Source organism: Bordetella avium, from assembly GCF_034424645.1.
Lineage (GTDB): Bacteria > Pseudomonadota > Gammaproteobacteria > Burkholderiales > Burkholderiaceae_B > Bordetella > Bordetella avium.
Genome location: NZ_CP139969.1, coordinates 93,510 through 107,744, shown reverse-complemented (window position 1 = coordinate 107,744; position 14,235 = coordinate 93,510). Strand labels below are relative to the sequence as shown.

The 14,235-nt window shown below is 62.2% G+C and carries 19 protein-coding genes; 17 read left to right on the top strand and 2 right to left on the bottom strand.

Features of this window, described 5'->3' with window-relative positions; all coding sequences use genetic code 11:
- Positions 1-6: 6 nt before the first annotated feature.
- The 12 genes from hisD (at position 7) to tatC (ending at position 7,991) form a co-directional block, all read left to right on the top strand.
- Positions 7-1,314: a histidinol dehydrogenase gene (hisD, locus tag U0029_RS00505; protein WP_114852105.1), complete on the top strand. Its 1,308-nt coding sequence runs from the start codon at positions 7-9 to the stop codon at positions 1,312-1,314.
- Positions 1,311-2,402, top strand: coding sequence for a histidinol-phosphate transaminase (gene hisC / locus U0029_RS00500; protein WP_114852106.1), 1,092 nt, complete (start codon positions 1,311-1,313; stop codon positions 2,400-2,402). The genes hisD and hisC overlap by 4 nt, the downstream gene beginning before the upstream one ends.
- 1 nt (position 2,403) lies before the next feature.
- Positions 2,404-2,991, top strand: coding sequence for an imidazoleglycerol-phosphate dehydratase HisB (gene hisB, locus U0029_RS00495; RefSeq protein ID WP_114852107.1), 588 nt, complete (start codon positions 2,404-2,406; stop codon positions 2,989-2,991).
- 16 nt (positions 2,992-3,007) lie between these two features.
- Positions 3,008-3,694, top strand: coding sequence for an imidazole glycerol phosphate synthase subunit HisH (gene hisH, locus U0029_RS00490; protein ID WP_114852108.1), 687 nt, complete (start codon positions 3,008-3,010; stop codon positions 3,692-3,694).
- A 63-nt stretch (positions 3,695-3,757) separates the two neighbouring features.
- Positions 3,758-4,498 (top strand): 1-(5-phosphoribosyl)-5-[(5-phosphoribosylamino)methylideneamino]imidazole-4-carboxamide isomerase, encoded by a 741-nt coding sequence (gene hisA / locus U0029_RS00485; RefSeq protein ID WP_012418955.1) that lies wholly within the window; start codon positions 3,758-3,760, stop codon positions 4,496-4,498.
- Entirely contained in the window at positions 4,495-5,298 is an 804-nt protein-coding gene (gene hisF, locus U0029_RS00480) for an imidazole glycerol phosphate synthase subunit HisF (RefSeq protein ID WP_012418956.1), read from the top strand. The genes hisA and hisF overlap by 4 nt, the downstream gene beginning before the upstream one ends.
- Positions 5,299-5,300: 2 nt before the next feature.
- Positions 5,301-5,705 (top strand): phosphoribosyl-AMP cyclohydrolase, encoded by a 405-nt coding sequence (hisI, locus tag U0029_RS00475; protein ID WP_114852109.1) that lies wholly within the window; start codon positions 5,301-5,303, stop codon positions 5,703-5,705.
- Positions 5,702-6,052 carry a phosphoribosyl-ATP diphosphatase gene (locus tag U0029_RS00470; protein WP_114852110.1) on the top strand — a complete coding sequence of 117 codons (351 nt, stop codon included), beginning with the start codon at positions 5,702-5,704 and terminating at the stop codon, positions 6,050-6,052. The genes hisI and U0029_RS00470 overlap by 4 nt, the downstream gene beginning before the upstream one ends.
- Before the next feature lie 8 nt (positions 6,053-6,060).
- Positions 6,061-6,429 (top strand): histidine triad nucleotide-binding protein, encoded by a 369-nt coding sequence (locus tag U0029_RS00465; RefSeq protein WP_114852111.1) that lies wholly within the window; start codon positions 6,061-6,063, stop codon positions 6,427-6,429.
- Positions 6,430-6,444: 15 nt separating this feature from the next.
- Complete coding sequence (gene tatA, locus U0029_RS00460) at positions 6,445-6,660, top strand: Sec-independent protein translocase subunit TatA (RefSeq protein ID WP_012418960.1); 216 nt, start codon at positions 6,445-6,447, stop codon at positions 6,658-6,660.
- A 51-nt stretch (positions 6,661-6,711) separates the two neighbouring features.
- Positions 6,712-7,209 carry a Sec-independent protein translocase protein TatB gene (gene tatB, locus U0029_RS00455; protein ID WP_114852112.1) on the top strand — a complete coding sequence of 166 codons (498 nt, stop codon included), beginning with the start codon at positions 6,712-6,714 and terminating at the stop codon, positions 7,207-7,209.
- Positions 7,210-7,238: 29 nt separating this feature from the next.
- The gene (gene tatC, locus U0029_RS00450; RefSeq protein WP_086935810.1) at positions 7,239-7,991 is read left to right on the top strand and encodes a twin-arginine translocase subunit TatC; all 753 of its coding nucleotides are present in this window, start codon (positions 7,239-7,241) and stop codon (positions 7,989-7,991) included.
- A 27-nt stretch (positions 7,992-8,018) separates the two neighbouring features.
- Here tatC and U0029_RS00445 read toward each other — a convergent pair whose 3' ends face one another.
- Entirely contained in the window at positions 8,019-9,149 is a 1,131-nt protein-coding gene (locus U0029_RS00445; RefSeq protein ID WP_039051363.1) for a trypsin-like peptidase domain-containing protein, read from the bottom strand.
- A gap of 19 nt (positions 9,150-9,168) precedes the next feature.
- Between U0029_RS00445 and U0029_RS00440 the strand changes: the two genes are divergently transcribed.
- Positions 9,169-9,945 (top strand): Nif3-like dinuclear metal center hexameric protein, encoded by a 777-nt coding sequence (locus tag U0029_RS00440; RefSeq protein ID WP_114852113.1) that lies wholly within the window; start codon positions 9,169-9,171, stop codon positions 9,943-9,945.
- 13 nt (positions 9,946-9,958) lie between these two features.
- On the opposite strand, the gene mscL is transcribed toward U0029_RS00440, so the two are convergent.
- Entirely contained in the window at positions 9,959-10,405 is a 447-nt protein-coding gene (gene mscL / locus U0029_RS00435) for a large conductance mechanosensitive channel protein MscL (RefSeq protein WP_012418965.1), read from the bottom strand.
- 141 nt (positions 10,406-10,546) lie between these two features.
- Here mscL and petA point away from each other — a divergent pair, with 141 nt between their 5' ends.
- The 4 genes from petA (at position 10,547) to U0029_RS00415 (ending at position 14,228) form a co-directional block, all read left to right on the top strand.
- Positions 10,547-11,188, top strand: coding sequence for a ubiquinol-cytochrome c reductase iron-sulfur subunit (gene petA, locus U0029_RS00430; protein ID WP_114852114.1), 642 nt, complete (start codon positions 10,547-10,549; stop codon positions 11,186-11,188).
- A gap of 50 nt (positions 11,189-11,238) precedes the next feature.
- Positions 11,239-12,642, top strand: coding sequence for a cytochrome b (locus U0029_RS00425; RefSeq protein WP_012418967.1), 1,404 nt, complete (start codon positions 11,239-11,241; stop codon positions 12,640-12,642).
- A complete protein-coding gene (locus U0029_RS00420) occupies positions 12,639-13,469 on the top strand; it encodes a cytochrome c1 (protein WP_012418968.1) in 831 nt (276 codons plus the stop codon). Before U0029_RS00425 ends, U0029_RS00420 begins: the two co-directional genes overlap by 4 nt.
- Positions 13,470-13,616: 147 nt before the next feature.
- The gene (locus U0029_RS00415) at positions 13,617-14,228 is read left to right on the top strand and encodes a glutathione S-transferase N-terminal domain-containing protein (protein WP_012418969.1); all 612 of its coding nucleotides are present in this window, start codon (positions 13,617-13,619) and stop codon (positions 14,226-14,228) included.
- The last annotated feature ends 7 nt before the right edge of the window (positions 14,229-14,235 follow it).

Genomic DNA, 14,235 nt, shown 5'->3' with positions numbered 1-14,235 from the left:
GATGCCATGGCTCTGATCAACCGACTCGATTCCCGCGATGCGGGCTTCCAATCCGACCTGTCCCGCTTGCTGGCCTTCGAAGCCTCGCAGGATGAATCCATCGACCGCGCTGCGGCGGGCATTCTGGCTGATGTGCGCACGCGCGGTGACACCGCTTTGCTCGAGTACACCCAGCGTTTTGACCGCATGGCCGTCGATACCGCCGCCGCGCTCGAAATCCCCAAGACTGAATGGCAGGCTGCGCTGAACAGCCTGCCTGCCGCGCAGCGCCAGGCCCTCGAAGCGGCCGCCGGCCGCGTGCGCGCCTACCACGAGCATCAGCGCGCCGAAACCTGGACCTACACCGACGCCGAGGGCACTATGTTGGGCCAGCAGGTCACGCCGCTGGACCGCGTGGGCCTCTATGTGCCGGGCGGCAAAGCGGCCTATCCGTCTTCCGTATTGATGAACGCCATCCCGGCCAAGGTGGCTGGCGTGCCCGAGCTCATCATGGTGACACCCACGCCTGACGGCCAGCGCAATCCCATCGTGCTGGCCGCTGCGGCCATCGGCGGCGTGGACCGCGTATTCGCCATCGGCGGCGCTCAAGCCGTCGGTGCGCTGGCCTATGGCACGGCAACCGTCCCGGCGGTGGACAAAATCGTCGGCCCCGGCAACGCCTACGTCGCAGCGGCCAAGCGGCGCGTGTTTGGCGTGGTCGGCATCGACATGATCGCCGGCCCCAGCGAAATCCTGATCATCTGCGATGGCAAGACACCCGCCGACTGGATCGCGATGGACCTGTTTTCCCAAGCCGAACACGACGAGCTGGCGCAGTCTATCTTGCTGTGTCCGGACGCGGCCTTCATCGACGAAGTCGAGGCCGCGATCGAGCGGCTGCTGCCCACCATGCCGCGCGCCGACATCCTGCGCACCAGCCTGGCCAACCGTGGCGCGCTGATCCAGGTGCGCGATCTGGATGAAGCCTGCGCCATCGCCAACACCATCGCCCCCGAGCATCTCGAAATCTCCACCGAGCAGCCTGAAGTCTGGACAGCCCGCATCCGTCATGCCGGGGCCATCTTCATGGGACGCTACAGTTCGGAATCGCTGGGCGATTACTGCGCGGGTCCCAACCATGTGTTGCCGACCTCGCGCACGGCGCGCTTTTCCTCGCCGCTCGGCGTGTATGACTTCCAGAAGCGCTCCAGCCTCATCCAGGTATCGCGCGAAGGCGCTCAGACACTGGGCCGTATCGCCGCCGAACTGGCGCTGGGCGAAGGCTTGCAGGCCCATGCGGCCAGCGCGCAATACCGCCTCGACGAACGCTCATGAGCGCCGCCGAGCGGATCGCTCGCACGCTGCGCCAGGACATCCTGGCGCAGTCCGCCTATCCGGTAGCGGCAAGCGCGGCCGATGTCATCAAGCTAGATGCCATGGAGTGCCCGTATCCGCTGCCTGAGCGGGTGCGCGACGCCATTGCCCAGGCCGCGTGCGAGACGCCCCTCAACCGTTATCCCCAGGCTGACCTCTCTGTCCTCAAGGCCGCCGTCGCCACCGCTTTTGAGGTGCCCGCAGAGGCGGACCTCTTATTCGGCAACGGCTCGGATGAGCTGATTCACCTGCTGGTGCAAGCCTGTTGCGAACCCGGCGATACGGTGCTGTCGCCCTGGCCCTCGTTTGTCTATTTTGAAATGGCGGCGCGCTTTGACCACGCCCGCTTCGTGGGCGTGCCGCTCACCACGGACCTGGAGCTGGACCTGCCCGCCATGTTGGCGGCCATCGAAGAGCACCAGCCCAAGCTGGTGTTCCTGGCTTTGCCCAACAATCCCACCGGCGGCCTGTGGCCCGACGCCGCAGTTCAGGCCATTATTCAGACCGCCCCCGGCTTGGTCGTCATCGACGAGGCCTATCAGCCCTTTGCCGGCCACAGCTGGATGCCGCGCGTAACGCAACTGCCTAATGTTGTGATCATGCGCACGGTCTCCAAGATCGGCCTGGCCGGTCTGCGTTTTGGCTATCTGGCGGGCTTACCCGACTGGATCTCCCAGATCGACAAGGTCCGCCCACCCTATAACGTCGACGTCCTGACCCAAGCCGTACTGCTCGCCGTGCTGCGCGAGAAGGCGGTGCTCGACGAGCAGGCTGCCCGCCTGCGCGCCGACCGCGAACCGCTGGCCCGTGGGCTGGCCGCTTTGCCGGATGTCAGGGTCTACCCCAGTGCCGGCAATTTCATTCTTGTACGCTTTTGCGGCAAGCTGGACGGCAACGCCGTGCATCTCGCCCTGAAAACGCGCAAAATACTGGTTAGAAACTTTTCGGCGGCGCATCCGCTTCTGGCTAACTGCCTGCGCATTTCGATTGGCACGCCGGAAGAAAACGCGGCCTTGCTCGCTGCCCTGCAAGACATACTGAGTCCCTGATATGCGTACCGCAGAAATCATCCGCAACACCAACGAGACGCGCATCCGCGTGGCCGTCAATCTCGATGGCACCGGCAAGCAAAGCATCGACACCGGCGTGCCCTTTCTGGATCACATGCTGGACCAGATCGCCCGCCATGGCCTGGTCGATCTCGACATCAAGGCCGAGGGCGACCTCCACATCGACGCCCACCACACCGTCGAAGACGTCGGCATCACGCTGGGCATGGCCATCGCCAAGGCCATTGGCAACAAGGCCGGCCTGCGCCGCTACGGCCATGCCTATGTGCCACTCGACGAGGCCTTGTCACGCGTCGTGATCGACTTCTCGGGCCGTCCGGGGCTGGAATACCACATCGACTTCACGCGAGCGCGCATCGGCGACTTCGACGTTGACCTCACGCGTGAATTCTTCCAGGGTCTGGTCAACCACGCCCTCATGACGCTGCACATCGACAACCTGCGCGGCTTCAATGCCCACCACCAGGCCGAAACCGTTTTCAAGGCCTTTGGCCGCGCGCTGCGCATGGCCATGGAGGTCGATCCCCGCATGGGCGACGTCATCCCGTCCACCAAGGGCGTGCTGTAACACCGAGGCCCACGAATTGAGCACTATCGCTATCGTCGACTACGGAATGGGGAACTTCCATTCCGTGGCGCGCGCGCTGCAATATGCCGCGCCGCAAGCCAATATCCGCATTTGCAATCGCGCCCAGGACATCGACGCCGCTGACCGGGTCGTGTTTCCGGGGCAGGGCGCCATGCCGGACTGCATGCGCACCCTGAATGAGTCCGGCCTGGCCGAAGCCGTATTGCGGGCCGCCCGCAACAAGCCGCTGTTGGGCGTGTGCGTAGGAGAACAGATGCTGTTCTCGTCCAGCGAGGAAGGCGATACGCCTTGCCTGAATCTTTTCGCAGGCCAGGTGCGCCGCTTTGCCGGCCCCCAGTTCGCCGACATCGTCACGGCCGACAAAGAGGGCAATACCGGCCCCGTGGCCACGAACACCCGCGAAGAACGCCTGAAAGTGCCCCATATGGGCTGGAACAAGGTCCGCCAGACGCGCGCTCATGCGCTATGGGAAGGTATTCCCGATGAGGCGCATTTTTATTTCGTCCACAGTTATTACGCCGCGCCCGAAGATCCTGCCCTGACTGTCGGGGAAAGCGATTACGGGCTTGCCTTTACCTGCGCCGTGGCCGCCAGTAACATTTTCGCGGTGCAATTTCACCCGGAAAAAAGCGCCGAACACGGTTTGCGCCTGTATCGCAATTTTGTAGACTGGCAGCCATAGCCGCCGTACGACGCGCCTGGGCAGGCTTTCTTTTCAACCGATTTTTCAACGCTCGCTATCACCATGCTGCTGATCCCCGCCATCGACCTCAAAGACGGGCGCTGTGTGCGTCTGCGCCAGGGAGACCTGGACGATGTCACGGTGTTCTCCGAAGACCCCGCTGCCATCGCCTCGAATTGGCTCGCCCAGGGCGCCCGCCGGCTGCATCTGGTCGATCTGAACGGCGCTGTCGCCGGCAAGCCCAAGAACGAAGCGCCCATCAAGGCCATCCTCAAGGCGGTCGGTGACGATATCCCCGTGCAAATCGGCGGCGGCATCCGTGACCTCGACACCATCGAACGCTATCTCGATGCCGGCATCTCCTATGTCATCATCGGCACGGCGGCCGTCAAAAACCCCGGCTTTCTGCATGACGCCTGCGGCGCCTTCCCCGGGCAAATCATTGTCGGCCTGGACGCACGAGACGGCAAAATCGCCACCGACGGCTGGAGCAAGCTCACCCGCCACGACGTCCTCGATCTCGCCAAGAAATTCGAAGACTATGGCTGCGAAGCCATCATCTACACCGACATCGGCCGCGACGGCATGCTCTCCGGCGTGAACGTCGAAGCCACCGTGCGTCTGGCTCAGCATGTGCGCATCCCCGTGTACGCCTCGGGCGGCATTGCCGGCATGGCCGATATCGAAGCCCTGTGCGCGGTCGAAGCCGACGGCGTCGAAGGCGCCATTCTCGGTCGCAGCATTTATGAAGGCGCGCTGGACTTCAAGGTGGCCCAGGCCCGCGCTGATGAACTGACGTCATGACGCAAACCCAGGGCCCTACCGCTTCGGCGCTCACGCGCCGCATCATTCCCTGCCTCGACGTGACCGCCGGACGCGTCGTCAAGGGTGTGAACTTCGTCAACCTGACCGACGCGGGCGACCCGGTCGAGATCGCCCGCCGCTATAACGAGCAGGGCGCCGACGAACTCACTTTCCTGGATATCACCGCCACCAGCGACGGCCGTGATCTCATCCTACCCATCATCGAGCAGGTGGCGTCGCAGGTTTTCATCCCGCTGACCGTAGGCGGCGGTGTAAGACAGGTTTCCGATGTTCAGCGTCTGCTCAATGCAGGCGCTGACAAAATCAGCATCAACAGCGCCGCCATCAGCAATCCCGAACTGGTGCGCGCCGCCGCCGATTACCACGGCTCGCAGTGCATCGTGGTCGCCATCGACGCACGGCGCGTCAGCAGCGAGGGTGAAGCCGCCCGCTGGGAAGTCTTCACCCATGGCGGACGCCGCGCCACCGGGCTTGACGCCGTGGCCTGGGCCCGCCGTATGGCAGCCTATGGCGCTGGCGAAATCCTGCTCACCAGCATGGACCGTGACGGCACCAAATCCGGCTTTGACCTCGAACTGACGCGTACGGTCTCCGACGCTGTGCCGGTCCCCGTGATCGCCTCGGGCGGGGTGGGCAATCTGGAGCATCTGGCCGAGGGGGTCACCACCGGCCGCGCCAGCGCCGTGCTGGCCGCCAGCATTTTTCACTTCGGCCAGCACACCGTGCGCGAATGCAAGGCCTTCATGGCCCAGCGCGGCATTGACGTCAGATTGGACTAATCATGAGTACCGAACCGGATTGGATGGCCGATGTCGTTTTCGACGCCGATGGCCTGATTCCCGCCATCGCCCAGGATGCCGAAAATGGCCAGATCCTGATGGTGGCCTGGATGAACCGCGAATCGCTGGCCGAAACGGCCGCGACCGGCCGTGCCGTCTATTGGTCGCGCTCGCGCAAGAAACTCTGGCGTAAAGGCGAAGAATCCGGCCACGCGCAACAGGTGCACGAGCTGCGCCTCGATTGCGACGGCGACGTCATCCTGCTGAAAGTCCACCAAAACGGCGGCATTGCCTGCCATACTGGCCGCGCAAGCTGTTTTTACCGCCGTCTGGACGGCACTTCCCAGCGTGCTGCGTGGGTGGCGGTCGATCCTGTACTGAAAGACCCGGAACTGATCTATAAATGACAAACGCGCCCGTTTTCGGTGCCGACGTGCTGGCGCGCGTCGCCGACACGCTGGAAACCCGCCTGCCCCAAAACGGCGGCGATCCGCAAACTTCGTATGCGGCCAAGCTGCTGGCCAAAGGGCCGGATGCTTTCCTGAAAAAAATCGGCGAAGAAGCCACCGAGCTGGTCATGGCCGCCAAAGATGGCCTGCCCGAACGTATCGTCAGCGAGACTGCCGACCTCTGGTTTCATTGCCTCGTAACGCTGGCTCACTACAATCTGCGCCCCGAAGACGTGCTGGCTGAGCTGGCGCGTCGCGAGGGCTTATCGGGCCTTGAAGAAAAAGCCCGCCGGCCCGCCGACTGAGAATCCGTATGAGCGAAAACTGTATCTTCTGCAAGATTGCGCGGGGCGATATCCCCGCCAAGAAAGTTTACGAAGACGATGAATTCATCGCTTTCCACGACATCAGCCCGGCCGCACCCGTGCATTTGCTGCTCATCCCGCGCCATCACATTGTTTCCATGCAGGATATCACTGCCGAAGACGCAGGCTGGTTGGGTAGAATGATGGCACTCGTGCCTCGCCTGGCCCAGGAAAATGGTTGCAATCCCGGGCCAGAAGGCGGCTTCCGGCTGCTGGCGAACGCCGGCGTCGAAGGCGGCCAGGAAGTGCCGCACCTGCATTTCCACATTATGGGTGGCCCGCGTCCCTGGAACGGCCGCACGGCCCCCGACGCATAAACACGGAGAGTTGTCATGGGTAGCTTCAGTATTTGGCATTGGTTGATCGTTCTGGTCATCGTCGCCCTGATTTTCGGCACGAAAAAATTGCGCAATATCGGCTCTGACCTGGGCGGTGCGGTCAAGGGTTTCAAGGACGGCATGCAAGAAGCCAATGCCGACAAAACCGAACAGGTCACGCAACAGCAGACCACGATCGACGTGCAGGCCAAGGAAAAACAGAATTCCTGATCTCCGGGCGGGCAGGGCCCGCCCCTCTATCTTCTATCAAGCGACAGACGCATGTTTGATGTCAGCTTCACGGAACTGATCGTAATCGGCGTCGTGGCGCTGATTGTGCTCGGGCCCGAACGCCTCCCTAAAGTCGCTCGTACCGTCGGTCATCTACTCGGCCGCGCGCAGCGTTACGTCCATGACGTCAAATCCGATATTCAGCGCGAAATCGAGCTGGATGAGTTGCGCAAGTTCAAACAACAAATAGACAGCACGGCGCAGGACGTCAATCAGTCGTTGCGCGGCGCCACCGACTCGCTGCGCGCAAGCGGTGATTCGTTGCGCGCCGAACTCGACGACACCGCAAGAACGGTCAATGAAGCCGCGGCGGATATTCAACGCACGATTGCGCCCCATCCCGCCATCACCGCTGAAACAGACACAAGCAAATTGCCCGGCACGCCTGCCACGCTGCCTGCCACGGCCGCAGCCGAACCGACACCGGCCGCGCCCGCAGCGTCCCAGGCTGAGGCCCCCAAGTCCCCGTCTACTGGTAATGCAACGTGAGTCAGGAAGCCCCCCAAACCGAAGAAGCGATGCCGCAAGAAAGCTTCATGTCGCATCTGGTCGAACTGCGCTCACGCCTCTTGAAAGCCGTCAGCGCGGTGGTTGTGATCTTCCTGATTCTTTTCGCCTATCCCGGCGCCTCGACCATCTATGACGTACTGGCTCAGCCCATGCTCGCGTCCTTGCCCGAAGGCACGCGCATGATTGCCACCGGCGTGATCACGCCTTTTATGGTGCCCGTCAAGGTCACCATGATGGCGTCCTTCGTGATCGCCTTGCCCGTCGTGCTCTATCAGGCCTGGGCCTTTGTCGCCCCCGGCCTTTACCGCCACGAAAAGCGTCTGGCCCTGCCGCTCATCGCCTCCAGCACGCTGCTGTTCCTGGCGGGCATGGCGTTCTGCTACTTCTTTGTGTTCCGTACGGTGTTCCATTTCATTGCGACCTTCGCGCCGCAATCCATCACGCCAGCCCCGGACATCGAGGCCTACCTCAGCTTCGTCATGACCATGTTCATGGCCTTCGGCATCACCTTCGAGGTACCCGTCGCCGTGGTGTTGCTGGTCAAGACGGGCCTGGTCGATGTTGCCAAACTGCGCCAGGCGCGCGGTTATGTCGTGGTCGGCGCCTTCGTGATCGCCGCCGTGGTCACGCCGCCCGATGTCGTCAGCCAATTCATGTTGGCCGTACCGCTGTGTCTGCTGTATGAAGTCGGCCTGATCTGCGCCCGCCTGATCACGCCGAGAAAAACCGCCGAGGGCAGAGAACTCGCTGAACGCGAGTAAGCCCCATCCAGCACGCCCTTCGCGGTCTTATTGCGGCCGGGAAGGGCGTGTGCCCATCGTGGCCTTGATCTCCATCTCTTTGCCCTCGCGCAACACCTTCAGCACAGCGGTGTGACCAGGCGAGACCGCGGCGATCTGCGCCAGCAGCCTGCCCGTATCGCGCACCGGCTGACCATCCAGCGCCAGCACGATATCCCCCACGCGCAGCCCGGCCTTGCCGCCTGGACTACCACGCATGACACCGGCAATGATGACGCCAGGCGCATCCTCTCCCAGCTTGAAGGCGTGCGCCAATTCCGGCGTGAGGTCCTGCGGCTCGATGCCCAGCCAACCCCGGCGCACTTTGCCAGTCTTGATGATCTCGTCCATCACACGCCGGGCGATATCGATCGGAATGGCGAAACCGATACCCAGCGAGCCGCCTGTCTGGGAATAGATCGCCGTATTGATGCCCACCAGATTCCCCTGAGTGTCGATCAGTGCGCCGCCTGAGTTGCCGGGATTTACGGCCGCGTCGGTCTGGATGAAATTCAAATACGCATTGGCCCCCAAGCCAGAGCGGCCCAAGGCTGACACAATCCCCTGCGTCGTCGTCTGCCCGACTCCGAACGGATTGCCGATCGCCAGCACCACATCTCCCACCCGCAGCCTGCGGCCCTCGGCGAAGCTGGCCACAGGCAGGCCGGTCAAGTTACCCGATAGCTTGAGCACGGCCAGATCGGTTTCGGTATCCGCGCCGACGACCTTGGCAGCGGCCTGCCGGCCATCGGCCAGCGCCACCTCGATCGCATCGGCCGCATCCACCACATGAAAATTGGTCAGTACATAACCCTGCTCACTGACGATCACCCCCGATCCGAGGCTGTTGGATTGCTCGCGCCGAGAAAGCCCCGGAACCTGAGCGATGAACTGGCGCAAGGCGGGGTCCTCCGGCAGGGGCAGGAGAGGCACATCCACATGTTTGGACGTATAAATATTGACCACCGAGGGCGCGGCCCGCGCCACCGCCGGCGCATAACTGTCTACCGTCGCCAAGGCAGAGGCGGGCTGACCAGGACCGGCCAGCCGCAGCAAGTCGGGCCGCAATGCGGCGACGACGAATAAAATGGCCAGGCAAACTGTGACAGCCTGAGCAAAGACTAGCCAAAGGCGACGTATATATTCCACGGAACACACAATGAAGAAAGTCGACATCCGCACGCTCACGGGCTGGCTGGACGCCACCCTGCAAGCCGCACGCTTTCGAGATTACGCCCCGAATGGCCTACAGGTAGAGGGCAATCAGGAGGTTGGACACCTTATCACGGGCGTAACGGCATCCGAGGCGCTCTTGCGTACCGCCGTGGAGCGCGGCGCGGATGCCGTGCTGGTTCACCACGGCTGGTTCTGGCGCAATGAAGACCCGCGCATACTGGGGCCGCGCCGCCGCCGCCTCGCGCTTCTCTTGGCTCACGACATCAACCTGATCGGCTACCACCTGCCGCTGGATGCGCACCCCACACTGGGCAACAACGCCCAGTTGGCGCGCGTGCTCGGGCTGACCCCCTTGCGCGATGCCGAGGGCGCGCCGCAAACAGCCGGCAAAGACGGGCTGATCTGGCTGGGTGAAGCGCCCAGCCTCGCAACACTGGGTGAACTGGCCGAACACATAGGACAACGCCTAGGCCGCCAGCCCCTGTGGATCGGTGATGCCCAAGCTCCGGTCGGACGCATCGCATGGTGCACCGGCGGCGCGCAAAACATGATGGCCGAAGCCATCGATGCTGGCGCCACGGTGTACATCACCGGCGAAGCTTCCGAACCCAATGCCCATCTCGCACGCGAAACCGGCGTGGGCTTCATCAGTGCCGGCCATCACGCCACCGAACGCTATGGCGTGCAGGCTCTGGGCAAAGCCGTCGCGGCGCAATTCGGCATCCAGGTCGAGTTTGTCGATATCGACAACCCGATCTGATGCCGACCACCGCTTACTTCTTGAGCGAATCGCGGATTTCGCGCAGCAGCACCACCTCTTCGGGCGTCGGCGGAGGCGGAGCCGCCGTTTCGTCTTTGCTATGACGCGCACGATTGATGACTTTCACCATCCAGAAGATGACGAAGGCCAAGAGCACGAAATTAATCAGAATCGTGACGAAATTACCCCAGGCCAGCACGTTCGCGCCGGCCTTGCTCAGCTCGGCATAAGTCATGGGGCCGGCATAGTCCTTGGGCAAGGACAAAACGAGAAACTGATTACTGAAATCTACCGAGCCGCCCACGATAAAATTGACCACGGGCATGATCAGGTCTTTGACGATAGAGTCGACAATTTTGCTGAACGCGGCGCCAATAATGACGCCGACCGCCAGGTCGATAGCATTACCCTTGACGGCGAAATCGCGGAATTCCTTAAGAAAACCGGTTGCTTTGCTCATGCGTGTTCCTTCCTGGTTGCGAGGTTCCCTCGGACGGGCAGGACTATAATACGCGGTTGCTACGCTGTCTGTTACACCTCACGCCAAACGGGTGCCGCAAGATTGATGCCGAGGTGGTTTTGCGTGCGACAAGGATAGGAAATGAGTCAGGATAAGCGGGTGCATGACGACGAAGCTGCCGTGCCTGCCGAGCTACCCGCCGACCCGTCTCGGCGCTTCTGGGTCGGCGCAGCCTGTGCGGTCGGCGGTGTCGCCGGGGTAACAGCCACAATCCCGCTGTTTGGCACCGTTGCGCCCTCCGCCCGGGCCGAAAGCGCCGGCGCCCCCGTCGAAGTCGACATCAGCGACCTGGTACCCGGCAAGATGCGCGTCGTAGTGTGGCGCGGCAAGCCGGTCTGGGTCGTACGCCGCGATGAGGCGCAGCTCCAGGGCATCAAGACACAGGACAAACAGGTTGCCGACCCGGACTCCGACCGCCCCGGCTATACCCCCGCGTTCGCCAAGAACGAATACCGTTCGCGCAAGCCTGATCTCTTTGTCTGCATCGGTCTTTGCACCCATCTGGGCTGCTCCCCGACCCCGCATTTCGAAACCGGCCCGGGCGCCGGCTTGCCGCCCAGCTGGGCGGGCGGCTTTATCTGCCCCTGTCATGGCTCGACCTTCGATATGGCCGGCCGGGTTTACAAAGACAAGCCCGCGCCCGACAACCTCGAAGTCCCGCCCTATCGCTACCTGTCGGATACCCGCATCCTCGTAGGCGCCGACGACGACCACAAGGCCTGACCGCCTGCGGTAGACAGGCGCACGATAAAAACGGAAGGAGCTTCCCTCAGATGGCAGGCGAAAAAAACGTCGAGGCAACAGGCCTGTTAGGCTGGCTGGACCGGCGTTTTCCGGTGATGTCTTTTTGGAAGGCGCACCTGACCGAATACTACGTACCGAAGAACCTCAACTTTTGGTACATCTTCGGCTCACTCGCGCTGGTCGTGCTCGTCATCCAGATCGTGACCGGCATTGCCCTGGTCATGCATTACAAACCCGACGCGGAAAAAGCCTTTCAGTCGGTCGAGTACATCATGCGCGAAGTTCCTTGGGGCTGGCTGGTGCGCTACATGCACTCCACCGGCGCCTCGATGTTCTTTGTCGTGATCTATCTGCATATGCTGCGCGGCCTCTTCTATGGCTCGTACCGCAAGCCGCGCGAACTGGTCTGGATTTTCGGCGTTGCCCTCTTTCTATGCCTGATGGCCGAAGCCTTCTTCGGCTATCTGCTGCCCTGGGGGCAGATGTCCTACTGGGGCGCACAGGTCATCATTAACCTGTTCTCGGCCATCCCTTTTATCGGTCCGGATCTGGCCATCTGGATTCGTGGCGACTACGTGGTCTCGGATGCCACGCTCAACCGCTTCTTCGCCTTCCACGTCATCGCCATTCCGCTGTTGCTGATCGGCCTGGTCGTGGCCCACCTGGTGGCGCTGCACGAAGTCGGCTCCAGCAACCCCGACGGCATCGACATCGAAAACGGCCCCAAAGATCAATATGGCCGCCCGGCCGATGCCCTGCCTTTCCATCCCTTTTACACCGTGCACGACCTCAGGGGCGTGGTGGTGTTTCTGATGGTGTTTGCAGCCATCGTATTTTTTGCCCCGGAGATGGGCGGCTATTTTCTGGAATACAACAACTTTCTTCCGGCCGATCCGCTACAGACGCCCGCTCACATCGCGCCGGTCTGGTACTTCACGCCGTTCTATTCCATGCTGCGCGCCACCACGGGCAGCCTCACCTGGGTGCTGGCCGGCGCCTGCATCCTGAGCGCCGCCGCACTGCTCGCCAGACGTCCGCGCCGGACTCGGCTGGCATTGCCCGCGATGCTCGTCCTGCTCGCCGTGCTGCTGCGCACCCTTGAGGCGAAGTTCTGGGGCGTAGCCGTAATGGGCGGATCAGTGCTCATCCTGTTCTTTCTGCCCTGGCTGGACCAGTCGCCGGTCAGGTCTATTCGCTACCGTCCAGGCTGGCACAAAGGGCTCTACGCCATTTTCATCGCCAACTTCCTCATGCTCGGCTATGTCGGCACGCAAACCCCCTCCGCCACTTTCAATCTGATGGCGCAGGCAGGCACGCTGATTTACCTGGGTTTTTTCCTGCTGATGCCGATCTGGAGCCGTCTGGGGACTTTCAAGCCGGAACCCGTGCGCCTGACTCTGCGCCGGGCACGCCAGGGCAAGGAAGCGCCATGATCCGCAAGCTGATGGCCATGGCCTTGCTGCTTTGGTGCGCCACCGCCAACGCGCTAGACCGCGCGCCGGATCAAACCAACGATCTGGCCTCTTTGCAAAACGGCGCAAAACTGTTCATCAACTACTGCCTGAACTGTCATAGCGCCAGCGCCATGCGCTACAACAAACTGCAAGAGATAGGCCTGACCGAACAACAGATCCGGGACAACCTGCTGTTCACCGGCGAAAAACTGGGCGATGCCATGACGATTGCCATGACGCCCGAGGAAGCCAAAAAGTGGTTCGGCGTCACCCCCCCTGATCTCTCCCTCATGGCACGCGCCAAATCCACCACGGGCGGCCCCAGCGGCGCGGACTACCTCTACACCTATTTGCGCACTTTCTACCGCGACACCTCGCGCCCCAGCGGTTGGAACAACCTCGTTTTTCCCGGCACCGCCATGCCGCATGCCCTCTGGCAACGCCAGGGCCCCCGCGAACTCACTCTGGTCAAACAGCGTGAAGTCACCGCATCGGACGGCAGCAAACGATGGGAAAAGGTGACTACGTTGTATGATGCGCAAGGTTATTCCACTTCAAAGGCGGAACCCCTTGCTCATTTCAGTGGCCAGGAGGGACCGCCCGAGGCGAAGTTCAGGGTGCTGGAGCCGTCGCGCGAGGCCGCGTATGACCGCGATATCGCCGACCTTACCGCCTTCATGACCTGGATGGCCGAGCCCGTTCAACGAAGCCGAATCCGCTTAGGATGGGGCGTGTTGATCTTTCTGGGCTTGTTCCTGGTGGTCAGTTGGCGCCTGAACGCGGCCTACTGGAAACATGTACGCTAACCCGCAACGCCCCGCCGAACCGATACGCCCCTGGCCGTCGGTCTGCACAGATAGGACCAATCCCTGTCGTTGCCTGGCATTCGGGGCCAGCCCCTGATATGGTATAGGGCGCTGGCCTTTCGCTTTTCAATACAAGGACTTACCGCCATGATGGTGCTCTACTCCGGAACCACTTGCCCGTTTTCGCAACGCTGCCGCTTTGTGCTGTTCGAAAAAGGCATGGATTTCGAGATCCGCGACATCGACCTCTATAACAAGCCGGAAGACATCTCCGTCATGAATCCCTACGGCCAGGTGCCCATCCTGGTCGAGCGCGATCTCATCCTGTACGAATCGAACATCATCAACGAGTACATCGACGAACGCTTCCCGCACCCGCAGCTCATGCCGGCCGATCCGGTCATGCGCGCCCGCACGCGACTGTTCCTCTTCAACTTCGAAAAAGAACTGTTCGTGCACGTGTCCGCCCTGGAAGACCGTAGCGCCAAGCCGGACGACAAAAAAATGGTGCTGGCCCGCCAGGCCATCCGCGACCGCCTCGCTCAGCTCGCTCCCTTGCTCCTGAAGAACAAGTACATGCTGGGCGAAGAGTTCTCCATGCTCGACGTGGCCGTAGCGCCGCTCCTGTGGCGCCTGGACCACTACGGCATCGAACTGCCCAAAAACGCGGCCCCGCTGCAAAAGTACGCCGAACGCATCTTCTCGCGCCCGGCCTACATCGAAGCGCTGACCCCGTCCGAAAAAGTCATGCGTCGCTAAGGCAAGT